We start from the raw sequence: 22,046 nt of genomic DNA on the forward strand, positions 1-22,046 counted from the left end.
TACGGCTCACCGCATGGTCTTGCGGCAAAGCCTCGCTGTTCTGTGTAGCCTATGACGAACGACGACCTTCAGTAAGGCGATTCGGCTTCTTCAGCGATGTTTCAGCGCGGATGCGGTGATACAGCGCTACTTCAGCGACTTGGACCCCGGAACTACAGCGATGCATAAGCACTTGCAGGGTGCGCAGGGGCGGTAGCCATGCCAAAAGCGCAAACCTCTTACCTCGGCGAATTGGCTGCCTGGGTGCAGGCTCAGCCGCCGAAGAAGCACGGCCAGGACGCGAATGCGGTGGCCTTCCTGGCTGTGCGTGACGATGTGGAAGCAGCCCTTGCGGCCGGCTTCCCGCTCACGACAATCTGGCGCCACTTGCATGAGACGCAGCGGCTAGGCTTTCGCTACGACACGTTCCTGCGGTACGTGCGCAAGCACGTCAGGCGCCATGCCCCAGTAGCGCCTGCGCAGCCCCATTCGACGCCATCGCCTTCCCCGGCACCTGGTTCCTCTGCACCTCCCCAAGTCGAGCCGCGACGCACGGACACGACCGTGCCGGGCTTCAGCTTCACGGCAGCCGCTGATCCCAAGGAGCTTTTCTGATGAAGATCAACCTCATCCTGCAAGGCAAGGGCGGCGTGGGCAAGTCCATGGTGGCGGCCATGCTGGCCCAGTACAAGCAGGCCAAGGGGCACAGCCCGCTGTGCATCGACACCGACCCGGTGAACGCGACCTTCGCCGGCTACAAGACGCTGGACGTCAAGCGGGTGGAGCTGCTGGCCGGCGACGAAATCGACACGCGCCGCTTCGACTCGATGGTGGATCTGCTCGCTACCGCGCAGGCCGACGTGATCGTGGACAACGGCGCCAGCTCCTTCGTGCCGCTGTCGCACTACCTCGTCTCCAACGAGGTGCCGGCGCTGCTCAAGGACCTGGGCCATGAGCTGGTGGTCCACACGGTGGTCACGGGCGGCCAGGCGCTGGTGGACACGGTGTCGGGGTTCGCGCAGCTCGCCACGCAGTTCCCGGCCGACTGTCTGTTCATCGTGTGGCTCAACCCGTATTTCGGGCCGGTGGCGAGCGAAGACGGCAAGCCGTTCGAGGCGATGAAGGCCTACACCTCGAACAAGGCGCGGGTGTCGGCGCTGGTGCAGATTCCGGCCCTCAAGGGGGAGACGTACGGGCGGGACCTCAGCGACATGCTGCAGGCGCGCAGGACGTTCGAGGAGATGCTGGGCACGGCCGCGGTGCCGCTGATGACGCGGCAGCGGCTGAAGATCGTGCGCGACCAGCTCTTCCGTCAGCTCGACGGCGCGGCGGTACTGTGATGGCCGCGGGCGACCGCATCGAGCACGTGATCCGGGAGATCGCGGCCCGGCACGGCGTCGGGCTCACCCGCGACGACCCGGTCCTCATGCTGCTGACGATCAACGAGCACCTGCTGGCCGCCGGCGAGGAGCAGCAGCGCAAGCTGCTCGACGCCTTCAAGTCCGAGATGGAAGCCATCGCCCGGCGCAGCGGCGAGAGCGCACGGGTCCAGGCCGAGAAGGCGCTGCAGGCGGCGCTGGAGACAAGCCGGGAGGCGATGACAGCGACAGCCCAGCAATGCGCAGCGGCAACGTCCACCGGTCTCCAGGCCCTGGTCCAGACGCACGCCCACCAGACAGCCGCCCACCTCAGGCACGTGCGGCAGGTGGCCCTGATCAACCTGGGTGGCGGCCTCATGACGCTGGTGGCCGCGCTGGTGCTGGCCTGGGTGGCAATCTAGGGGCGCTGCTGGACCAATCCTTCAGCGGCTGAAGACTCGTGATCGCCAAGCACGTCCCGATGCGTGTGCCGCACAAGAGCAGCATGGCTGGGCTGGTGGCGTATCTCACCGACCAGCAGGGTCTGACCGAGCGCGTCGGAGACCTTCGCCTCACCCACTGCGAGGCTCAGACGCTGGGCGCGGCCGTGAGCGAGATGCTGGCCGTGCAGCAGCTCAACACCCGGGCGCAGTCGGATCTCACCTACCACCTTTTGGTGAGCTTCCAAGCGGGGGAACACCCCACGACCGAAACGCTGGCGGCCATCGAGGAGCGGCTGTGCAAGGCGCTGGGCTTCGAAGGGCACCAGCGGATCAGTGTCGTCCACCACGACACCGACCACCTGCATATGCATATCGCCATCAACAAGGTCCACCCGCAGCGGCTGACCCTGAAGGAGCCCTACCTTGCCTACAAGACCCTGGCCGTGATGTGCGAGCGGCTGGAGCGGGAGTACAGCTTGAAGGTGGACAACCACACTCCGCGACGCGGTGTTGGCGAGGGCAAGGCGGCCGACATGGAGCGGCACGCGGCCATCGAAAGTCTCATGCGCTGGGTGCGGCGCGAGTGCCTGGACCACACGCAGACGGCCAGCACTTGGCAGGACTTGCACCACGTGCTGGCCGACCATGGGCTGGAACTGCGAGAGCACGGTGCCGGGCTGGTCTTTGCCTCCCAGGACGGCACCTTCGTGAAGGCCAGCACCGTGGACCGCGGCCTGTCGAAGAAGGCCCTGGAGACCAGGCTGGGTGCCTTCCAGGCTCCGGTGGGCTTGGCACGGCCCTGGGCGAGCAAGTCCTACCGCAAGGGGCCGGTGCGCAGCCGCGTGGACACCACCGAGCTCTACGCCCGCTACCGCGCGCAGCGCGAGGCCGTGGGCGACCAGCGGGCCGAAGTCCTGGACGCTGCCCGCAAGCGCAAGGCCGAGGCCATCGCGGCGGCGAAGCGGGCCTATGCGCTGCAGCGCGCCGCGATCCGGCTTTCTGACGGCAAGGGCATCGACAAGCGCCTCGTCTACGCCACCGCGAGTTTCCAGATGCGCCAGAGGCTGCAGGCTATCTACCGCGCCTACGAAGCGGAACGCGCGGCGATCCTGAAGGACCACCAGCACCAAGCCTGGGCCGACTGGCTCAAGGCCGAGGCCGTGAAGGGCAACAGCGAGGCGCTGGCGGCGCTGCGGGCCAGGGCCAAGGCCTCGAACCTGCGCGGCCACACCGTGCGCGCGCAAGGCCTGACCGAGTCCACCGGCGCCAGCCCTGAAGTCGAGAACGTCACCAAGGCCGGCACTGTCGTCTACCGGGCCGGCGCCAGCGCCGTGCGCGATGACGGCCAGCGGCTGCAGGTCTCGCGTGCGGCCGACCAGGACGCGGTGCAGGCGGCGCTGAAGCTGGCCCGCCAGCGCTACGGCGACCGCATCACCGTCAGCGGCTCCCAGCGATTCCGTATGGCCGTGGTGCACGCGGCGGTGGAGCTGGCGCTGCCGGTCACTTTCATCGACCCCGGCCTTGAGCGGCAGCGCCAGGCCTTGATGCGCAAGGAGCCCCCTCATGGAACGGATGAGCGACGAGGACCTGATCAACGAGACGATGGCCGCCCTGCCCGAGCCGCCCGATCTGGAACTGACGCGGCTGGCGCTGCCCGCCATGCCCACGGTCGAAAGCCCAACCCTGGCGGCGCTCCCAAAGGTACGCCGCCCCGATCCCGTCACCGTGTGCGAGACCTGCCCGAACGCGATGTGGCAGGCCAGCGAGCAGGACGTGAGCTGCTACTGCCGGGTGATGTACGTCACGGTGTGGAGCAACAAGGAGCCCAGGCACCTGACGCACTGCGACGGCCCGTGGATCGGGCAGGAAGAGAAGGAGGAGTAAGCCGCCCGCCCGTGGGCCGCCCGGGATCGAAGGCCCCGCCCAAGGCCGAGGCGCGGCTGCGCACCGGCGCCGGCGTGGGCGTGCGTGCGCCGACGGCGCCACGGCCAGCGCCAGCCGCCCCCGCCTGGCCGATACCCGGTGCGAAGCTGGCGCCGCAGGCCTACGCCGCCGCGGACAGCTACATCGAGGAGCGCGAGGGCAAGCGCGCGCGCGGCATCGACGTGCCCAGGCACGTGCGCTACAGCCCGACCAGGCAGCCCCTTTCCTTCGCAGGCCTGCGCAGCGTCGATGGCTGCACGCTGGCCCTGCTCGACCGCGGCGATGCGGTCCTGGTGATGCCAGTTGACTTCACAACTGTCCGGCGGCTGAAGTCCGTATCCATCGGGCAATCCATCACCGTCACCCCCACGGGCTCGCTGGCTGCGAGCCATTCCAGAGGACGAAGCCGATGACCCGCTCCATGACAATGAACAACCCTGCCGTCGGGCCGCAGGTGCGCCAACGCCGCAGGACCCGTGGCAAGCTGGTGCCCATCATGGGCACCGCCTCGCTGGCGGGTGGCTTGTGGGCAGCCACGCAGCACTTCGCCCATACCTTCGACTACCACGCCAGCCTCGGGATGAGCGTGGGCCACGTGTACCTGCCCTGGCACGTGCTGGGCTGGGCCGCGAAGTGGAGCGAGGTCTACCCGCAGCAGCTGATGACTTCGGGCAGCGTCGGCGCGATGGTGGCCGCGGGCGGCCTGATCGCCACCATGGTCGTGAAGATGGTCGAGGCCAGCAAGCCCACGGGCAACCAGTACATGCACGGCAGTGCCCGCTGGGCCACGCTGAAGGACATTCAGGCAGCAGGCCTGCTGCCACGCGAGGCACGGAGCTGGCGCGAGAGGATGCACAAGCTGCCGCCACCGTCAGCCCTGGCCTGCTACGTGGGCGGCTGGATCGACAAGCAGGGCGTGCTGCGCTACCTGCGCCACACCGGGCCGGAACACATCCTGTGCTACGCCCCTACCAGGTCCGGCAAGGGCGTGGGCCTGGTGATCCCGACGCTGCTTTCCTGGGTCAAGAGCGCCTTCATCACGGACCTCAAGGGCGAACTGTGGGAGCTGACCTCGGGCTGGCGAAAGCTCTTCGCCGGCAACAAGGTGCTGAAGTTCGAGCCGGCTGCGCTGGACAGCGCGCACTGGAATGCGCTGGACGAGGTGCGTCTCGGGACCGAGCACGAAGTCGGGGACGTCCAGAACATCGCGCAGATGATCGTGGATCCCGATGGCAAGGGGCTGGAGTCGCACTGGCAGAAGACCAGCTTTGCCCTGCTGCAAGGGGTCATCCTGCATGCCCTGTACCGGGCAAGAAACGGCGACGGCCCGCGCGCGTCACTGCCGGTGGTGGACCACATGCTGGCTGACCCGGAGCGCGCGACGGCCGAGCTGTGGGTGGAGATGACGCAGTACCACCACCTCAACGGCGAGGTGCACCCGGTAGTCGGCGCCGCGGCGCGCGACCAGCTTGACCGGCACGAAGAGGAAGCCGGCTCGGTGCTGTCCACGCTCAAGAGCTACCTGTCGCTGTACCGCGATCCGGTTGTGGCCCGCAACGTAGCGGACAGCCACTTCCGCAGCAGGGACCTGATGCACCACGACAGCCCGGTGAGTCTGTACCTGGTCACCCAGCCCAGTGACAAGGAGCGGCTGCGCCCGCTGCTGCGGCTGCTGATCACGATGACGATACGGCTGCTGGCCGACAAGATCGGCTTCGAGCAGGGGCGTCCGAAGCCCAGCTACAAGCACAAGCTGCTGATGATGCTGGACGAGCTCACGGCCTTTCGCAGGCTGCCGATCCTCGAGGACGCGCTGTCGTGGATGGCCGGCTACGGCATCAAGGCCTTCCTGGTGATCCAGGACATCACGCAGCTTCGCCACCCTCAGCTGGGCTACGGGCCGAGCGAGACGATCAGCTCGAACTGCCACGTGCAGTGCGCCTTCCCGCCCAACCGGGTCGAGACGGCGGAGTACCTGTCGCGGCAGACCGGGCAGACCACCGTGCTCAAGGAGGCCATCACGGTCAGCGGCAAGCGTGTGGCCTTCATGGAGTCCAACGTCTCGCGCACGGTGCAGGAAGTCGCGCGCAACCTGCTCACGGCTGACGAGGCGATGCGCATGCCCGGCCCCGAGAAGGACAGCGCCGACCAGATCACGAAGGCCGGCGACATGGTGGTGTACGTGGCGGGCTACCCGGCGATCTACGGCAAGCAGCCGCTGTACTTCCAGGACCCCACCTTCCTGGCCCGCTCGCAAGTGGCGCCGCCCAAGACCAGCGACTGGATCGTGGCCGCGAACCAGCCGCGCATGGCGCAAGCAGCATGACCTGGCAAGCACCACCGACCCGCTGGGAGCAGTTCACCGACTCCATCGGTGTCTCGTTGCTGGCAAGCCTGTTTGTCATCCTGCTGATGGCCTGCTGGCACTTTTGGAAGGAGCGCAGCAACCGCAGGCCCGAGCAGCGCGGAAAGGACGCCCCACGCGGGGAAGACGTCCCGCATGGAAGGGACGGCCCATGAGGCGCTGGCACAAGTTCGCCCTGGCCGGCGTCGTGGCCGCCCCGCTGGCGCTGGGCGCCGCGGCCAAGGCGCTGGGCCTGTACTGGAACATTAGCCCGAGCATCCCGCTGGGCCTGTACCGCGCCACCAGCGAGCTGGTACGCGTCGGGTCCTACGTCCTGCTGTGCCTGCCGCAGGGCGGCGTCTTCGAGCAGGCCTACCGGCGCGGCTACCTGGGCGTGGGAGTGTGCCCTGGTGGCGCCGGCTACGTCATGAAGCGCGTGATGGCAGCGCACGGCGACCACGTGGAGCTGGATGACGACGGCGTGCGCGTCAATGGCCAGCCGCTGCCCGACAGCGCCCCGGTGCGCTTCGACGGCGCCGGCCGGCTCATGCCGCACCTGCAGGCCACCAGCGCCACGCTGGCGCCCGACCAGGTCCTGCTCATGTCCGACCGGTTCGCCCTCTCCTTCGATGCCCGCTACTTCGGGCCGACCAGCCGCAGGCAGATCAAGACCGTGATCCGCCCCGTGTTCACCTACTGAGGAAAAGCCACTCATGGACATGCCAAACGACGAAGACGTGCGGGTGCCGCCCCCGAGCCTAGCCGAGGTGGTGCGCGACAAGCTGCGCGACGCCGGCACGCCCGCCTTCCTGGCCGAATTCGACCCCGAGGAGGCGGCACTAGCCGGCGCCTTCGTGGAAGACGCGCTGACCCTCAGCGACGCCCTGGACAGCGCCACCGACCTGGCCGCGGAGGCCTGACCATGGATCGCGGCAAGCCTTTCCATGAGCGGGTGGCCGAGAAGCTCGTCGAGCTGCTCGAGGCCGGCACCGCGCCCTGGCAGAAGCCCTGGGAGCCCGGCCGGCCAAGAGCTGGCGTGCCGATGAACCCTGTCAGCGGCAAGCGCTACAAGGGCATCAATGCGGTCTTCCTGGCGGCCCAGGGCTACAGCGACCCGCGCTGGATAACGTACAACCAGGCGCAGGCCCAGGGCGCCCAGGTGCGCAAGGGCGAGCACGGCACCCCGGTCCAGTACTGGAAGTTCAGCGAGGAGCAGCCCAGGCTCGACGACAACGGGCGGCCGGTGATCGGTGCGGACGGCAAGCCCGAGACGGTGCAGGTGCAGCTGGAACGCCCGCGCGTCTTCCATGCCGTCGTGTTCAACGCCGAGCAGATCGAGGGCCTGCTCACGCTGCAGCACCGGCCGCCGGCCTGGGATGCGGCGCAGCGCGCGGAGAAGTTGCTGCACGCCAGTGGCGCCACGATCCGCCACGTGGAAGGCGACTGCGCCTTCTACCGGCCCTCCACCGACGCCATCCAGATGCCCGGGAAAGGACAGTTCCCGGACGCGGCCAGCTACTACGCCGTCGCGCTGCATGAGCTGGGCCACTGGACCGGGCACGAGAACCGGTTGGGCCGGGACCTCGCCAATCCGTTTGGCAGCGAAGGCTACGCGCGAGAGGAACTGCGCGCCGAGATCGCATCCATGCTGGTGGGCGACTCGCTGGGCATCGGCCACGACCCGGGCCGCCACGCGTCCTACGTCGCGTCCTGGATCAAGGTGCTCAAGGAGGATCCGCTGGAGATCTTCCGTGCGGCGGCCGACGCGGAGCGCATCCACACCTTCGTCATGGCGTTCGACCAGCACCAGGGCCAGAAGCAGGAGGCGAGCGTGGGCACCGTTGCCGAGGAAAACCAGCGCATCGACCAGGCCCTGGAGCAGGCCCAGCAGCCGCGCGTCTACCTGGCCGTGCCCTTCGCGCAGAAGGATCAGGCCAAGGCACTGGGGGCCCGCTGGGACCGCCAGGAGCAGTCCTGGTACGTGCCTCCCGGCGTGGAAACGGCGCCGCTGCTGGCACGCTGGCCCCGGCGCGAAGAGGCAGCACAGCAGCTCCAGGCAGCGCCAGCCGAACAGCCGGCCGCGCCCGCGCACGAGGAGCAGCGTACCTACCTCGCCGTGCCCTACATCGAGCGGCACCAAGCCAAGGCCGCGGGTGCGCGCTGGGACGGCGCGGCCAAGTCCTGGTACGCGGGCGAAGGCGCGGACAGGGACGCTCTGCGGAAATGGCTACCCGAGAACCAGCGCCAGCAGCAGGATCCGGCGATGGCCGCGCGCGACGAGTTCGCCCAGGAGCTGCGCGGCATGGGCTTCATCCTGGAGGGCGAGCACCCGGTCATGGACGGTGCCACGCACCGGATCGCCACGGCCGGCGACAAGGGCAAGGAGAAGGCCGGCTTCTACGTCGGACACCTCGACGGTCACGTGCCGGCCGGCTACGCCAAGGACAACCGCACCGGCCAGGAACTGCGCTGGAAGGCAAAGGGCTACCACCTCAGCGACGAGGACCGCGCCAGGCTCACCGCCGAGGCCGCGGCCAGGCGGGCCGAGCGCGAGGCCGAGCAGCAGCGCCAGCACGAGGCAGCGGCGCAGCGCGTGCAGCGCCAGCTGGCCGCTCTTAGGCCCGTGGACCCGAAGCAGCCCACGCCCTACCTCCAGGCCAAGGGTGTCCAGGCTTACCCCGGGCTCCTCACGGACCACGCCGGCAAAACCACTTTCGTGCCGGCCTGCGACAAGACCGGCAAGCACTGGACGACGCAGTACATCGGTGAGGACGGCACGAAGCGGTTTGCGAAGGACAGCCACAAGGAAGGCTGCTTTCACGTGCTGGGGGGCATGAAGGAGCTGGACCGCGCGCCCGTGATCGTCGTGGGCGAGGGCTACGCCACCATGGCGACGCTGAAGGAGGCGATGGGCGCCCCCGTGGCCGGCGTGGTGGCCTTCGACTCCGGGAACGTGGCCGCGGTGGCGAAGGCGTTGCGCGAGCTCCACCCGACCAAGCCCATCCTGGTGGCCGGCGACGACGACCGGGCGGTGCAGCTCACGCAGGGCTTCAACCCGGGCCGCGAGAAGGCAGAGGCGGCGGCGCGCGATGTCGGCGGCCGCGCCTTCTTCCCCGTCTTCGCCCCGGGCGAGGCCGACTACCCGCGCGAATTGGCGCCGATCACGCCGGCCGCCTGGCGGCTGCACGACGCGGCCGAGCGGCTGCTGGCGCAGGGTGGGCTTTCGGACAAGGACCGGGTTGCGGCCGAAAAGGACCTTCTCAAGCCCGACCAGCTCGCGGCGCTGGCGCGCATGAAGTCGCACACGGACTTCAACGACCTGGCGCAGCGCAGCCAGCTCGGGCGCGAGGGTCTGTTGCGGCAGGTGATGCCCGAGGCACAGCAGGCGATGGAGCTGCACAAGGCCCGGGTGCAGGAACAGGCAGTGGAGCAGGTCCAGCAGCGTGGCCAGGACCAATCCCGGAGTACGGGTCACGGGGTGCAGCAGCGCCAGTGTCACGGCATGAGGGCGGGATGACCGTGGAGGCTTTTGATCGCTCAAGGCGGGGCAGTGTGCAAGGCGGCCGAGGAAGGCCATGTCTCGCCGTTTACCCTGCCCCGCGTGAAGTGAACCCGCCCCGACAAGCAAGCTCCTGCGAAGCCCCACAAGGACCAGCGCTGAGTTCGCACGGCGCTGGACGTGTGCAGCCCAGGTGCCGGGCTGAATTTCCACAGCCGGTGCCGTTGATGAGGAAAGGACTGGGACCGCTCAGAAACGGAATCTGAACCCCGCAAAGAGAAACGCCCCGGGGTTACCAGTCCCGAGGCGTCCTCCGTGATGCGTGATCCCTTGCTGTAGACCGACACACCGCTGTTGCAGGCTTGAAGTGTAGGGGCAGCAAGGAAATCCGCAACACGCGGGTGAACTCGTCCCTGCAAACTTTATGAACCAGCCTGTTACAGAGCAGGCGGGCACACACGCCCGTGCGTCCTCGCCCGCAGACGGCCACTCCACCGACGCCGCCAAACTGCCTCCCTGCCCGCTCGCTTTCGCTGAAGCCGAACGCCGGCTGCTGCGCCGAACCGGCCGGCTCGGGGAGCTTTCCGACAAGCGTCGCGACGTGCTTGCCTGCATGCTGAGCCTAGGCGTCCAATGGCGGGATGCCGGCGGATGGTTCGCGCTGAAGTTCGACACCATCGCCCGTGAGCTCAGCTGCAGCTACAACACCGTGAACACCCATGTCCAGGCCCTGAAGGTGGACGGCTGGATAAAGCGCCAGCGCGACATCACAGGCGCAAGGCGCAACGGCATGCCCGTCGGCCTGACCCGCCTCACCGACCTGGCGCTGGCTGAGCTGGGGCTCCTGCGGCATGCACAACCGCCGGAGCATGCCTGTAGGGACTTCAAGGAGAAGTCTCCTTCGGAGAGAAATGCGCCGCAGGCGCCGCCTGTAGACACGGCTGCCAAGCCGGAACCCGAACCCGGCACACGACGATCTGAGCCTCAAGCCACGCCCCGACAACCTTGTGTGCTGGCATCAGACGGCTCGCGCATCCCGGCCGATCTCGCGCCGTTGCTCATGGGCATGACGGGACGGCAGCTGTGCGGGGCGATGCGGCTGGCCGGACCACTTGGGGTACGGCTGCAGCACATTGCCGCGCATGTGCTGCCGGCCATTCTTGATGCTGATAGACCGGTGGCCTACCTGCGGTTCTTGGTGCGCTCTGGCCGTGACTGGACGGCTCCGCCATCGGTGCGCCGAGAGTCTGCGCTGCTGCCCGTGTCGATCAAGAGCCGCAACACGCTGGCAGGCGAGCGTGAAGACAGGGAGCGTGAACGCGAGGCAGTCATTCACTGGGCGCAACGGACCCGCCCGCGGCCTGAGCACGTGCAAGCTTTCGCAGCGCTCAAGTCAACATCGAAGCTGCGTGAGTTACAGGCTGCAGGTTAGAGGGTCACACGACAAGAAGCACTGACGCAGGCGGATCAATGGACAGCACGCTTGCTCGTTTGTTTGTAGTAATGCGCAGGCGATTTGTGGAAATTTCGCAAATCGTTGCTCCATCAACCAACCAGAGCAGCGGTTAACCGCCTCTTGATTTCTTCGGCTTCGTCATGGCTCAGGCCCTTGAGCAGCAGTTGCACTCGGCCATCCTCAAAGGTCTTCAGCTCACCCTTGCGACCTTTGAATTCCACAGATGCCTTGGCAGCTCGTGGCCTCTGTGAGGGACCAGCCAGTATGGTTTCCTGACGCTTTTTGATCTCGCGGCCGGACAAATTATTGCGCTTGGCTTCCACGATGAGCTTGTGAGTCTCATCGTCGCCACATGTTCGCCAGAATTCCGCAATGCTCCGCAGGGTCCAGGCCGTGTGAAGGCTCGGGGCCTCAGCGAGCGATTGAATGACGCTTTGCGACATGTCGTTAAGCGCCAGCGTACGGCTCACGTCACCCTCATCTTTTCCAATAGCCATGGCAAGGCTGCGCTGACTCGGATAGACCCGGTCGCTCAGTAGCTGCTTCCAGCGCAATGCATCGTCCAGCGGGGAAGGGTTGCTACGCTCATCGTTAGCAGTGTGAGCCTCTTCGTAGAGCTTTCGTAGGTCTGCAGGCTTAGGACGAATCTCAACCCGAAGGCTTGGCCAGCCGAGCTGGCTCGCGGCCTTCTGCCGGGTATGTCCCTCAATCAGAATGATGAAATCACCTTCGACAAAGCCGGTCGCTGCGGTCGTTTGCCCCTGCCGCTCCATTGACGCGGCCAGTTCGTTGATCTTCTCAGGCAGGTAGAACACGCGCGGATTAAGCGGGTTGGGCTTCAACCTGTCGTGCGAGACCTCATAGACCTGTCCGACCTGCCATGCAGGCCGCGACTCTTGGAACGCTCCACCCGCTAGTGCCACAGGCTCGGTATCCGACCTAATGATGGACAACTCGGGATCCTGGGGTTGGAGCGCTCCAAACTCAGGAGTCTCAATTGGGGCTACGGAAGCACCTTCGTCGGCAACACGCCGCCCTGCGGCCTGTGCCCGTGCCACGTTTTCAGGGGTAAGTTTGCTGCGTACTCGTGCGAACTTGTCCTTGGCAGAAATACTCATGCGTTCTCCAGATCGTCGATGCGGCGAAGAATTTCTTCGTACACGGCCCGCATCTCTTGCGTTGCCTTTTCATTGTCAAGTTCATGGATGGCTTGACCGTCCGCAGTCAACTCCCAGACCTTGCGACGGGGAATCACTGCATCGAAAACTTTAAGTCCGGCCTCTTTAAAGACAGCTCGGAGTTCTTGTGTTTCCTTTGTTTCCCTTCTTGTCGTGGAAGGAGTAACCCGGGTCAGTAATACAAAAACGGGCGCGCTCGAGTCCCTCATAAGGGCAAATGTTTCCTGCGTCTTCCGAAACTCCTCAGTCGTGGTGCCGCAGGGTAGTAGCACTAAGTCGGAAATCTGAGCGCAGGAAGCAATAGCCTTGGCATTGCCAGCACCGATGTCGACAATCACCAGGTCGTACTGGGTGGCTTGCCCCTGGATGGTCTTGGCCACGTCGCCTCGGACGTCTACAACGTCGATAGCAGGCTCGCGGCTATCTTCATGCCTCAACTTCCCCCAGGAAGTCGAGGCGCCCAATCTCTCTGCATCGACGACAACAACGGACACGCCGTCTGCTGCAGCCATGGCAGCCAAGCTACCTGCGATGCTGCTTTTCGCGACACCACCCTTTAGGTTGGCGATAGTCAAAATCATGAGGTCCTCCTCATATCGATTTTGCATTGCAGGATTTCTGTCATCAATGAATAACGTTTTGTGCGCTCACTGTGTGTTGCATCTACGCTGCATCGACAAGCGTTCCGCACGTATTCGAAGGCTAGGCAGCACACGTTAGGGGAAGGGTCTTCTGTTTGGAGCGCTCCAAGTTCACCTTCTCTGGGTGAAGAAAGCTCAGCATCACGCTCTATGTCGCTACGGCGGACGTCCAGAGGGGAGTGCACCGCGGTAGCGGACAGCCCCATCATTGGTTCCTACAGGCCGGTTTGGAGCGCTCCAAACTACGGACGCGTGCGACCTAGGCTCTACCCAGTGGGTGAGGCAGGAGCCAGCGCAGTTCGAATTAGTACTGTGCTCGCCGGGACGGAGCTCATATCGACGCTTGCGGGTGCCGTGGCGGTACCGGGAAGAGCAGCTACGAGGTCTGCCGCAGGCTGTGCCGGCAACCCTGGGACAGGGACCCGACGATCGTGGCCATGACGACCGGATGGGGCCAGGCCGAAGAGCGCCGCAACTTCTAGGCTGCCGGTTTCAACCGGCATCTAGTCAAGCTTGGGGACTACGAGGCGCTCGGACAGGTGCTGGTGTCCGCGTTGTCGATGCTTGACATGTTGGCCGCAAGTAACCCTGTGCGACCACCATCCCGACTAGACACGCGCAGGGAGTACCGGCCGAGCATTCCCGCATGCCAGGCAGCCAAATAGTCCTGTTGCAACGTGCCTGGTTGCTTTTAGATCAGACGCATGTTTCGGATAAGCCTCTGCGCTTGCTTCAGCATGGGTTAGCGATCGCATGTCAACAGCGTTTCCGGAACCGTCGCTGGACATCTTTCCAACCTTAGCTAAGCGGCCGCGCTATCCCGGGCGTTACCCGGTCCCTAGCCATAGGAAGACACCGCACCAGATCGGTGCTGAAGTAGCGCTGCTGTGACAGTTTTTGGGAGGGCAAACATGACAGCACCAGACGCCTCTCGGCGCCGATTCGTCAAAGGCAGCGTCTATGTGGCTCCGGCCATCCTGACGCTTACAGCGGCACCCGCATTCGCCAAGAGTGGCTCGGCCAAGCCGGATGGCGGGAAAAACAAACCCCTGGGCAAAGGCGACAAGGGGGGCAAAGGAGGCAAGGGTGCATGACGGTTCGTAGAGCCCGCACCCATAGCCATTGTTTCGCTGCCCCTGCACCGATCCCCTGTGTCCCGCTGCCCAGTGTGCAGTCGCTGCAGTGGCCAGGCCTGGCCTCCATCCCCCCGGGGTAGCAGGAGAGGGCAATCTTGGCCTGGCCCACGGTCGACAATCTGTGACGTGCCAAGCCACAGGCGCTCCTGCCGGTCCCGTCCACTCAGGCGTACAGGTTGATGTGTCCACGGATCGGCTCATGGCAGCCGGGTTGGGCAGTTGCCGCTTCCCGGCTTCGTGAGCCTGCCGGACGCCCGCCCAGGTCCTGTTGCGGTCATCCCTGCGGACAGGCGCTATCGAGCAGACGCACCAAATGCTCGACATCGACCGGCTTGCCCAACGCGTGATGGAAGAGGGCTGTCGATGAGGCGATCGCGACGTACTTCACGTTGCCCGAGACGGCAATCAGCCGGGGAGTGCGCTCGCGCAGGCGTGCCTGGATGGCCGCTGCGGCGTCGAAGCCGTTGAGCCCTGGCATTTCCATGTCCAGCAGGACCATGTCCGGTGGCGCGCTTGGGTGGCAGGCAAGGTCTACGGCCTGCTGGCCGTCGAAGGCCACCGTGACGGCCATCGGCACCGGGCTGATGAGCGGCAGCAGTTCCGCCAGGGACTGCGCGGCATCGTGGTCGTCATCGACAACCAGTATGCGCAAGCACCGTGGTGAGCTGTCCATGGGCAAGTGCGAGCAAAATCGGCTCCTTGCCACCGCGATGGATGCGGAGTGCCTGCTACACAGGGGAGGGCCGGTGCGACTTGCCGACTTCATCGAGCGCAACATGGCCACGATCGTGAGCGCGTGGGAGGAGTTTGCGGCAACGCTTTCCCCGCCGCAGCCCAAGCTAGCTCGAGCACGCTGCGCGATCATGCCGAGCAGATCCTGCAGGCGATTGCCGAGGATCTGAGAACGCCGCAAAGCCGTGAGGAGCAGTCCGCCAACCAGCAGCCTGCCCGTCCAGGGCAGGACAGCAGCGCAGACGCATGCCGCGTTGCGTGCTGCCAGCGGGTTCTCGATGCAGCAGCTGGTGGCCGAGTACCGCACTGTGCGTGCGAGCGTGCTGCGCCTGTGGTTTGACGCAGAGCCGCCGGGACGAGAAGCCGTGGACGACATCAGCTGCTTCAACGATGCCATCGACCAGGCCGTTGCCGAGTCGGTCGATTTCTTGTCCAAGGAGGTGGACCGCTGGCGCAACGTGTTCCTGGGCGTGCTGGGCCAAGACCTGCGCGGCCTGCTCAACGCGATCCTGATGATGTCGCACCTCATCTCCAAGCTCGGTGACGGCACGCCGGTGAGTGCGCCCATCGCCCGGCTGAGCCGCAATGGCGAGCGCATGAAGGAGTTGCTGGACGACCTGCTCGACTACAGCCGCACATCGCTGGACCTGGGACTGCCGGTGTCATTGGCACCCTGCAACTTGGCCGCGGTGTGCCAGGAAGAGGTCGAGGTACAAAGAGCCGCGCTGCCCGGATGTCGCATCGAGTACACGACGGACGGCGCGACGCAGGGCACCTGGGATGCCTCGCGCGTCAGGCAAATCGTCAGCAACTTGGACACGAACGCGGCTCGGTACGGCAATCCGGCCAGCCCGGTGGAGGTGAAGCTCCGTGGCGGCGAGGCCGAGGTGCGGCTGTCCGTGGAGAACGAGGGCCCCACGATTCAGCCCGAAGCCATTGAGACCTTGTTCGAGCCACTGCGGCAGGTCGCGGATGGCAATGCCAAGGCCGAGCGCACCAGCATGGGACTGGGGCTGTTCATCGTCCGGCAGGTGGCGCAGGCCCACGGCGGCACGGTGAGCGTGGAGTCAGCCAATGGCCGCACGGTATTCACGTTCGTGCTGCCCAGGACGCCACGCCAGGCGGCTTGAAGGCGCGACACCACGCCGGTTGTAGCTATTGCGAGTCGCACCGGGCCAGCGTACGCCAGCCATCGTGAGCGCGTACTGCACCGAGCACCAGGACCTGAAACGCTTTGCCCTCGGGCCCGGTACGCCATCAAGAAATTGTGCCCGGTGGGAAAGGCAGGGCAGAGGGTCTGCGCCGATAGCAGCAGGCTACTTCAAGCCTGCTACATCCTATTGACAGGGGCGATGAGCAGCCACCTACACTGCGTTGGCTCCTTTCAATAAACGCGAGGACGAATCCACGCATGTACATGACTGACGATGTCCCGACCGGCTGGGTCAAGCCGGTGGCCAAGCTCACGCCTGAATCGCTCAAGGCCCGCATTTCCAATCTGCGCACCGAACTGGCCGACGCTGAATCGCAGCTGCGCGAGATGGAAGAGGGCACCCGACTGGAGGCACTGGTGAAGGTGCGCAACCTCATGCGCGCGTTCGAGTTGACGCCGGCCGATCTTGGGCTGGAGGTGCCGCCGCGGCGGCGCGGCAGGCCGCGCAAGACTCAGAGCTGAGACGCCGGCCGCGAGCTTTGAACCGATCAGCGTCAGGGGCCCCGGCCTGGTCGGCGGCCGGGGCCGCGCAACGCAGCAGCCATCACAGCGACTTGAGGTACTGGACCAAGTCCGCGATCTCCGCATCGGTCAGGTACAGCGCCTTCTTCCGGTTGTAGGTTTGCACGACCTCCTCCAGCGTCGCTGCCGTGCCGTTGTGGAAGTAGGGCGGGTGCTGCCAGACGCCGCGCAGCGGCGTGGTGCGGTACATCTTGGTCGCGCTGCGCGATGCGTAGCTCGGCGCGCCACCAGGCTCGGGCTCGCTCACCACTTCGCTGGGCGCGTGCACGCGCCGGTTTGCGTCCGTGAACGCCGGCCCGCTGTGGCAACTGGCGCAAGTGCCCTTGGTGTTGAAGATCACCCGTCCGCGCGGGGCCGCCGCGGGGTTGAAGCTGCCGGCCGGCGGCACCGGCGGCTGCAGCGTCAGCTGGTACGCCTGCAGCGCCGGCAAGCGGCTGCTGACCAGGTCGTCGGTCCCGTTCGTGACGGAGACGCCGATGCGCGGGTCGCGGAAGCTGCCGTGGCCGCCCATCTGCGTCACGGCGACGTAGCGGTTCCAGTAAGCGATCCGGTGACCGTCGCCGGTGTAGGTGATGCGGTGCACGTCCTGCAGGCCGTACGCGGGCGGGATGAGCACGGGGGCGCTGATGCCGTCCAGGTTGAAGCGCGGGTCGTAGCGGCCCTTGCCCCACGAACGGTAGATGGCCTTGGTAGCCTCGCTGAGGGCGGGGGACAGGGCTATGAGGGCGCCCGGGTCCAAGTCCCGGTTGGGCCAGCCGTCCAGTCGCCTGCCGATGCCCCGAGCGAACGAGTTGTCCACCGTGGAGTGGCACAGCGCGCAGGTCACGCCCAGCCGCGTGAGCCGGTCGCGGCCGCCCACGGTCTCCACCCGGCCCTTGAGGCCGATGACGGCATCGAGCTTGAGCAGCGCCACCGTGGTGTCGGGGCTGGCGAGATCGACGCTGCCGTCGGCGATGCCCTGGCGGACTTCCGGCGGCAGGGCCCTGACGTCCACCTTCAGGCCGACCGATAGCGCGGTCTTGGGCGACACCCTGGTTCCCACGACCTCGTGCAGGTGCAGGCGGTCGCTCCAGAACATTTCGTCGCCAAAGGTCTGGCGCCGGAAGATGTACTGGCCCCGATCCGGGTCCGGTGCTGTCACGGCCTGGGGCTCCTCCCGCGCCAGGGACATTGGGGGTTGCGGCGCGTTGCTGGGATCCGAGCCGCCGCAGCCGGCAAGCAGCACGGTACACAGGGCAGGTACCTGGAACAGTTTCATCGCGACCTCCGATCCAAAAGACCACCCTGGAAGCAGGCACCCACGTGGAGCCGGCGCTCTGGTACAGGTTTGGTTGGCGGATAGACGTCACGAGAAGGCGCAGCGTTTCCGAGCCCTCGTTGGGTCAGCGGCGTTCAGCCGGTGTTCCTTCGACGCCAGCCGTTGCCAACGGGCGCGTCCACATGGCGCAGAAACGGCACAGTTGAAGTACTTGGCGCGTCATCACCCGGTGGGGTGGGGCCATGCGGCAGGGATGGTGCAAATGCTGGTTGCGGCAGCTGATGGAGCACATCCCATTGGCTGCCTCAACCAGCAAAGCCGATTTCGAAGTCTGCCAAGACCTGATACGTCGAAGACTGATCTGCCGGGACTACGATGGTCGCAGTCACTTCGCGTGGGACGCTACCCGAGAAAGTGCAGCAGGGATGGATGACCGCAGACAGCAGTTCATGCTTGCCTTCGTGGCGTACATGAACTTGCGCCGGATCGAGGACGACGAACTGCGGCGCAGGCTGATTGCCGACATGAACCGCAAGGTCGACGAGATGGTCGCCAAGGGAGAGGCCATTCCGGACATCACGCCGGAGAGGCTGATCGCGCTGGAGCTGGAGCGTCAAGCCATGGAGGAACGCGCCCCCGAGCGGGATGGGCCTCAGATCAGCATCCAGCGTGGTGCGGGCAGTCGATGCCGGTAAGTGGCTTGGCGCGCCCGCATAAACGTCCCTTGAGGCCAGCGCGCCGCGGCGTGGCCAAATGGTTCGTTGAGCAGGGGGTGGCCACTCGCGCTACGCCTTGATTTCGGCCAGCAGCGTCAACAGTTGCTGGCGCTCATGGTCGTTGGCCGTCATTGGGCGGCGGCTCGCCCCGGGTCGCATACGAGCCAAGCGGCGCTGTATGGGAAAACCTCAGGATAGGCCACGGCAGCAAGCCGCCAAATTCGCACCGGCCACAACTCGACGGCATTGCGTTCCTGATCGCGGTCTTCTTCGTGGTTTCGCATAGGGCAAGCATGCTGACATGCAGCGCTGGTCAGCGCATGAGGTGTTCGTGGTTTCGCATAGGCCAACCTCGGCTGACACCCGGTTTGTGCAGTTGTCCGACGGCCGATCGTGCTCTTGGTCGATGTGGCCATGGAAAGTGACAGGCCATCGCTCGGCCCGCGCTGGCTTGCCGGACATTGGTATTCAAGAACGATTCAATAAGATTCAGGCCTGTGGAAAACGTCGCCAAGTGACTGTCGAGATTGAGAAATTTCAGCAGTACCGATATGCGATACCGCGAACTTTGCTATGCGTGCCGACGAGCTTTGCTATGCGATACAACGAGTTCGCCTATGCATGCCGACGAATCAGGCATGCCATACCGCGAGCCGGCCTATGCGCAACGACGAACGCGCTATGCGATACCGCGAATCTCGTGTGCAGCCTCAGCGAAGCGACGTTGCGGCCTATATGCGAAACCGCGAACCTTCTATTCCAAACCGCGAACTGGGGCGTGATAGCTTCTGCGGACCATGCCTGTGCCCAACTTCGACGATCTCCTGTCGCGCATCGAATCCAGCCGCGCAAAGGCGCGGGAGCGTGACGCGCTGGAGATGAGTGCGCGGGAGGTGCATCCCCAGGCGGACCTGTTCCTGCCGGCAACCTGGGGCAAGCAGCAGCGGGCCGTGCCCAACGCCATCGTGCGTTGCGGGCTGGTGGCGGTGCTGGAGAAGGGCGCTGAGCGGCTGCAGCTGGACCGGGCGGAGATCGCCTCGCTGGATGGCATGCGGGTCGAGTACACCGGCAAGCAGTGGACGAGTGACGAGATCGATGTCCTGATGCAGCTCATCCACATCGGCCGCGCATTGCCGCTGGGATCGCTCTTCGTCGTTACCGGCCACCAGATGCTGCAGATGCTGGGCTGGGGCCGCAGCGACGAGAGCTACGAGCGCGTGCGCTGTGCGATCAACATCCTCATTGACGCGACGCTGCGCATCAGGTGCGATCGCCCGGTCAAGCCCCACACCAAGCCGCTGACCTTCGCCGGCCGCTTCGTCAAGGACGTCACCATCATCGGTGACGAGGCGCATGGCGGCTCGCGCTGGCAATTGGCGATCGATCCGAAGGTACTCGCCCTGTTCGACGAGAACCTCTACACCATCATCGAGTGGCAGCGGCGCCAGGGCCTGCGCAGCCCGATGGCCAAGTGGCTGCACCTGTACTACGAGACCCATGACGAGCCGCATCCTCTTTCCACGCCACGTCTGCATGCCCTGATGGGCAGCCGAAACCAAAACATGTCGAGCTTCCGGCAGACGCTGAAGAAGGCGCACCAGATGCTCATGGACAAGGGCCTGGTTGCCTCGGCGACCTACGATCCGGTCAGCGACACGCACGAGGTCAAGCACCTGCGTCGCATCAGCCACGCTTCGGTGGCAGCCTTGGTCGCCTGACCTCTGCAGGCATCGGGACTCGGCTGCCCCAGCAAGCACTCAAGCCTGATCTACCAGACTCCTTGCTGAACCACGCCAGATAACTGGGCGTCGCGGCTGGGGCCAAAGCGCCGAGGTCGGCCGCGCCAAGCTGTAGTCCAGTACGGGCATGCTGGTTGTCACTTGACAACCAGCTGATGCATCTTTACCTTTCAGACCAACATTGATGCCACGGGCAAAGCATCCGAACAAGGAAGTCGAAGCAGCCATTCAGCACGCGGAGAAGAACGGCTGGACGGTGGAAGTCGGAGGCGCCCATGCCTGGGGAAAGATGTACTGTCCCTACAACGACGCCGAGTGCCGATGTGGAATGCACTGCATCACCAGCATTTGGAGCACGCCCAAGAACCCGGGCAACTTCTCCAGGCAGCTTCGGCGGGTCGTCGACAACTGCACGACGCACAAGAAGCAGCACGGCGAAGGGACAGGCGACACGGAAGACTGATCCACGCCCCCTGCGCAGGTAGATGATGGAATACGAATTCACTCTCAAGTACAAGCTGGATCCCAACGACGCGGACCATGACGAACTCGTGGAACGCCTGGGCGCTGCCGGTTGCACCGATGCCCTGGTCGGCCTGGGCGTGGCCGGTCACCTGGGGCTGGAGTTCGTGCGGGAAGCCACTTCCGCCGAGGACGCCATCCTGAGCGCGCTCGCCGATGTGAAGGGCGCCATCCCGGGCGCGAAGCTGATTGAAGTCGGGCCGGACTTCGTGGGGCTGTCCGACGTCGCCGACTTGGTGGGCGTGACACGCCAGAACATACGCAAGCTCATGGTGGCGCACATGGCTGCGTTTCCAGCGCCGGTTCACTCCGGCTCGGCTTCCATCTGGCACTTGGCGCTCGTGCTGCAGTTTCTCAATGAGCGCGGTTACAAGCTGGCCCAGGCGGTGGTCGATGTGGCCAAGGCCGCCATGCGAGTGAACATCGCCAAGGAAGCTGCCCTGGTCGGGCACCAGCTCGGCGACGAACGGTTTGCGTTGGCAGCCTAGGCAACTAGGTAGCAGGGTCCCTGGGACATCCGGGGGAGTGAATTGGCAGCGCTACGCAAACGGTTGCTTCACGACATTGGACGGCAGCGCGCCTAGCCCAGCTGCTTCCAGAGCTTCCTCATCTCCTTGGCCACGCGGTGCGACTCGGCGTGCACGTACTGCGACGTGGTCGTGAGGCTGGCGTGGCCCAGCAACGCGCCCACCACGTCCAGCGGGACGCCGGCGGCTACCGCCGTGCTGGCGCTGGTGTGGCGCAGCCAGTGCGCCGAGGCCAGGCGCAGCCGCTGCGCGCCCAGCCGGTCCTTGCCCTCCAGGCGTTGCGCCACGCGCTCGAAGAGGCGCTGCAGGTCGTCATGGATGGTCTGCGGGCGCACGCCGTCGCCCTTGTAGGTGGGCGTGCCGTCCGGCAGCGCCGTCACAGTCTCGATGGCCCCAAAGGTGTCCATCACGTCCATGCGGCCGGCGCTGGGCAGCTTCAGGTACAGGTCGTCCACCTTGCCGATGAGGTACGTGCCCGGTGGTACGTGCTCCAGGTCATCGGGCAGCCCGCGCGCGGCGAGATAGGCCTGCAGGGCATGCACCAGGTCCTCGGGCAACGGCACCTCACGGTACTTGCTGCGCTTGCCCACCACGTGCAGCACCCAGCCGCCGTCGCCCTGCTGCGAGGGCGGTATCCATTCCAGGTGGTCGCGCCGCGCGGCGGCCAGCTCCGAAATTCGCAGCCCTGTCGAGATCAGAAAGCGCAGCACCAGCGCCATGCGGCGATGCCGTCCGCCCGGCTCCAGCGCGGGGAGCTCCTCCAGTACCGCCTTGAGTGCCGGCGTGGGCAGCGTGCGCGCCAGCACCCGGTTGCGCTTGGCCCGGTCGTGCTCCAGCCCCGTGGTGTCGGCGGCCGTGGT

The 22,046-nt window shown here is 65.8% G+C and carries 21 protein-coding genes; 16 read left to right on the forward strand and 5 right to left on the reverse strand.

Going from position 1 to position 22,046, the window contains the following annotated elements; translation table 11 throughout:
• The first annotated feature begins 198 nt into the window (after window positions 1-198).
• The 10 genes from H537_RS54175 to H537_RS54185 all read left to right on the forward strand — a co-directional run bounded on the left by H537_RS54175 (window position 199) and on the right by H537_RS54185 (window position 10,978).
• On the forward strand, window positions 199-594 hold the full coding sequence (locus H537_RS54175) for a TraK family protein (RefSeq protein WP_156902254.1): 396 nt from the start codon (window positions 199-201) through the stop codon (window positions 592-594).
• Entirely contained in the window at window positions 594-1,319 is a 726-nt protein-coding gene (locus tag H537_RS0139015; RefSeq protein ID WP_238446967.1) for a PRK13886 family protein, read from the forward strand. Before H537_RS54175 ends, H537_RS0139015 begins: the two co-directional genes overlap by 1 nt.
• Window positions 1,319-1,759 carry a conjugal transfer transcriptional regulator TraM gene (gene traM, locus H537_RS0139020; protein ID WP_029002169.1) on the forward strand — a complete coding sequence of 147 codons (441 nt, stop codon included), beginning with the start codon at window positions 1,319-1,321 and terminating at the stop codon, window positions 1,757-1,759. Before H537_RS0139015 ends, traM begins: the two co-directional genes overlap by 1 nt.
• A gap of 38 nt (window positions 1,760-1,797) precedes the next feature.
• The gene (gene traI, locus H537_RS0139025) at window positions 1,798-4,116 is read left to right on the forward strand and encodes a TraI/MobA(P) family conjugative relaxase (protein WP_029002170.1); all 2,319 of its coding nucleotides are present in this window, start codon (window positions 1,798-1,800) and stop codon (window positions 4,114-4,116) included.
• An 8-nt stretch (window positions 4,117-4,124) separates the two neighbouring features.
• On the forward strand, window positions 4,125-6,029 hold the full coding sequence (locus tag H537_RS0139030) for a type IV secretory system conjugative DNA transfer family protein (RefSeq protein ID WP_029002171.1): 1,905 nt from the start codon (window positions 4,125-4,127) through the stop codon (window positions 6,027-6,029).
• Complete coding sequence (locus H537_RS54180) at window positions 6,026-6,223, forward strand: hypothetical protein (protein WP_156902255.1); 198 nt, start codon at window positions 6,026-6,028, stop codon at window positions 6,221-6,223. Before H537_RS0139030 ends, H537_RS54180 begins: the two co-directional genes overlap by 4 nt.
• Window positions 6,220-6,747 (forward strand): conjugative transfer signal peptidase TraF, encoded by a 528-nt coding sequence (gene traF, locus H537_RS0139035; protein ID WP_029002172.1) that lies wholly within the window; start codon window positions 6,220-6,222, stop codon window positions 6,745-6,747. The genes H537_RS54180 and traF overlap by 4 nt, the downstream gene beginning before the upstream one ends.
• A gap of 13 nt (window positions 6,748-6,760) precedes the next feature.
• Entirely contained in the window at window positions 6,761-6,967 is a 207-nt protein-coding gene (locus H537_RS0139040; protein WP_029002173.1) for a hypothetical protein, read from the forward strand.
• A 2-nt stretch (window positions 6,968-6,969) separates the two neighbouring features.
• Window positions 6,970-9,564, forward strand: coding sequence for a zincin-like metallopeptidase domain-containing protein (locus H537_RS48360; RefSeq protein ID WP_064736134.1), 2,595 nt, complete (start codon window positions 6,970-6,972; stop codon window positions 9,562-9,564).
• Between the two features lie 406 nt (window positions 9,565-9,970).
• Complete coding sequence (locus H537_RS54185; RefSeq protein ID WP_156902256.1) at window positions 9,971-10,978, forward strand: hypothetical protein; 1,008 nt, start codon at window positions 9,971-9,973, stop codon at window positions 10,976-10,978.
• A gap of 113 nt (window positions 10,979-11,091) precedes the next feature.
• On the opposite strand, the gene H537_RS48365 is transcribed toward H537_RS54185, so the two are convergent.
• From H537_RS48365 to H537_RS0139065, 3 genes are all read right to left on the reverse strand, one after another.
• A complete protein-coding gene (locus H537_RS48365) occupies window positions 11,092-12,120 on the reverse strand; it encodes a ParB/RepB/Spo0J family partition protein (protein ID WP_084151298.1) in 1,029 nt (342 codons plus the stop codon).
• Window positions 12,117-12,761: a nucleotide-binding protein gene (locus H537_RS0139060; protein WP_029002175.1), complete on the reverse strand. Its 645-nt coding sequence runs from the start codon at window positions 12,759-12,761 to the stop codon at window positions 12,117-12,119. Before H537_RS0139060 ends, H537_RS48365 begins: the two co-directional genes overlap by 4 nt.
• A 1,470-nt stretch (window positions 12,762-14,231) precedes the next feature.
• Window positions 14,232-15,077: a response regulator gene (locus tag H537_RS0139065; RefSeq protein ID WP_169517193.1), complete on the reverse strand. Its 846-nt coding sequence runs from the start codon at window positions 15,075-15,077 to the stop codon at window positions 14,232-14,234.
• On the opposite strand from H537_RS0139065, the gene H537_RS48370 reads away from it, so the two are divergent.
• Window positions 15,055-15,819 (forward strand): sensor histidine kinase, encoded by a 765-nt coding sequence (locus tag H537_RS48370; RefSeq protein WP_169517194.1) that lies wholly within the window; start codon window positions 15,055-15,057, stop codon window positions 15,817-15,819. The two genes, H537_RS0139065 and H537_RS48370, sit on opposite strands and share 23 nt — an antisense overlap.
• A gap of 281 nt (window positions 15,820-16,100) precedes the next feature.
• A complete protein-coding gene (locus H537_RS0139075; protein ID WP_029002177.1) occupies window positions 16,101-16,364 on the forward strand; it encodes an H-NS histone family protein in 264 nt (87 codons plus the stop codon).
• A gap of 82 nt (window positions 16,365-16,446) precedes the next feature.
• Here H537_RS0139075 and H537_RS0139080 read toward each other — a convergent pair whose 3' ends face one another.
• On the reverse strand, window positions 16,447-17,682 hold the full coding sequence (locus H537_RS0139080; RefSeq protein ID WP_029002178.1) for a c-type cytochrome: 1,236 nt from the start codon (window positions 17,680-17,682) through the stop codon (window positions 16,447-16,449).
• A gap of 425 nt (window positions 17,683-18,107) precedes the next feature.
• Between H537_RS0139080 and H537_RS0139085 the strand changes: the two genes are divergently transcribed.
• The 4 genes from H537_RS0139085 to H537_RS0139100 all read left to right on the forward strand — a co-directional run bounded on the left by H537_RS0139085 (window position 18,108) and on the right by H537_RS0139100 (window position 21,147).
• Entirely contained in the window at window positions 18,108-18,377 is a 270-nt protein-coding gene (locus tag H537_RS0139085; RefSeq protein ID WP_029002179.1) for a hypothetical protein, read from the forward strand.
• 818 nt (window positions 18,378-19,195) lie between these two features.
• Entirely contained in the window at window positions 19,196-20,116 is a 921-nt protein-coding gene (gene trfA, locus H537_RS0139090; RefSeq protein ID WP_029002180.1) for a plasmid replication initiator TrfA, read from the forward strand.
• 205 nt (window positions 20,117-20,321) lie between these two features.
• Window positions 20,322-20,600, forward strand: a complete 279-nt coding sequence (locus H537_RS0139095) for a hypothetical protein (RefSeq protein WP_029002181.1) — start codon at window positions 20,322-20,324, stop codon at window positions 20,598-20,600.
• A 25-nt stretch (window positions 20,601-20,625) separates the two neighbouring features.
• Entirely contained in the window at window positions 20,626-21,147 is a 522-nt protein-coding gene (locus tag H537_RS0139100; RefSeq protein WP_029002182.1) for a hypothetical protein, read from the forward strand.
• 92 nt (window positions 21,148-21,239) lie between these two features.
• Here the strand turns inward: H537_RS0139100 and H537_RS0139105 are convergent.
• Window positions 21,240-22,046 (reverse strand): tyrosine-type recombinase/integrase (locus H537_RS0139105; protein WP_029002183.1); only part of this gene is annotated, 807 nt, incomplete at its 5' end.

It is taken from the genome of Azohydromonas australica DSM 1124 (genome assembly GCF_000430725.1).
GTDB lineage: Bacteria > Pseudomonadota > Gammaproteobacteria > Burkholderiales > Burkholderiaceae_C > Azohydromonas > Azohydromonas australica.

Excerpts from the sequence above, each read along its gene's own strand:
- traM (WP_029002169.1), top strand. The coding sequence starts at position 1,319 with ATGGCCGCGGGCGACCGCATCGAGCACGTGATCCGGGAGATCGCGGCC.
- H537_RS48360 (WP_064736134.1), top strand. The coding sequence starts at position 6,970 with ATGGATCGCGGCAAGCCTTTCCATGAGCGGGTGGCCGAGAAGCTCGTC.
- H537_RS0139100 (WP_029002182.1), top strand. The coding sequence starts at position 20,626 with ATGGAATACGAATTCACTCTCAAGTACAAGCTGGATCCCAACGACGCG.
- trfA (WP_029002180.1), top strand. The coding sequence starts at position 19,196 with ATGCCTGTGCCCAACTTCGACGATCTCCTGTCGCGCATCGAATCCAGC.
- H537_RS0139030 (WP_029002171.1), top strand. The coding sequence starts at position 4,125 with ATGACAATGAACAACCCTGCCGTCGGGCCGCAGGTGCGCCAACGCCGC.
- H537_RS54175 (WP_156902254.1), top strand. The coding sequence starts at position 199 with ATGCCAAAAGCGCAAACCTCTTACCTCGGCGAATTGGCTGCCTGGGTG.
- H537_RS0139040 (WP_029002173.1), top strand. The coding sequence starts at position 6,761 with ATGGACATGCCAAACGACGAAGACGTGCGGGTGCCGCCCCCGAGCCTA.
- H537_RS0139080 (WP_029002178.1), bottom strand. The coding sequence starts at position 17,682 with ATGAAACTGTTCCAGGTACCTGCCCTGTGTACCGTGCTGCTTGCCGGC.
- H537_RS48365 (WP_084151298.1), bottom strand. The coding sequence starts at position 12,120 with ATGAGTATTTCTGCCAAGGACAAGTTCGCACGAGTACGCAGCAAACTT.
- H537_RS0139095 (WP_029002181.1), top strand. The coding sequence starts at position 20,322 with ATGCCACGGGCAAAGCATCCGAACAAGGAAGTCGAAGCAGCCATTCAG.
- H537_RS0139075 (WP_029002177.1), top strand. The coding sequence starts at position 16,101 with ATGTACATGACTGACGATGTCCCGACCGGCTGGGTCAAGCCGGTGGCC.
- H537_RS54180 (WP_156902255.1), top strand. The coding sequence starts at position 6,026 with ATGACCTGGCAAGCACCACCGACCCGCTGGGAGCAGTTCACCGACTCC.
- H537_RS0139085 (WP_029002179.1), top strand. The coding sequence starts at position 18,108 with ATGGATGACCGCAGACAGCAGTTCATGCTTGCCTTCGTGGCGTACATG.
- H537_RS0139060 (WP_029002175.1), bottom strand. The coding sequence starts at position 12,761 with ATGATTTTGACTATCGCCAACCTAAAGGGTGGTGTCGCGAAAAGCAGC.
- H537_RS54185 (WP_156902256.1), top strand. The coding sequence starts at position 9,971 with ATGAACCAGCCTGTTACAGAGCAGGCGGGCACACACGCCCGTGCGTCC.
- traF (WP_029002172.1), top strand. The coding sequence starts at position 6,220 with ATGAGGCGCTGGCACAAGTTCGCCCTGGCCGGCGTCGTGGCCGCCCCG.
- H537_RS0139015 (WP_238446967.1), top strand. The coding sequence starts at position 594 with ATGAAGATCAACCTCATCCTGCAAGGCAAGGGCGGCGTGGGCAAGTCC.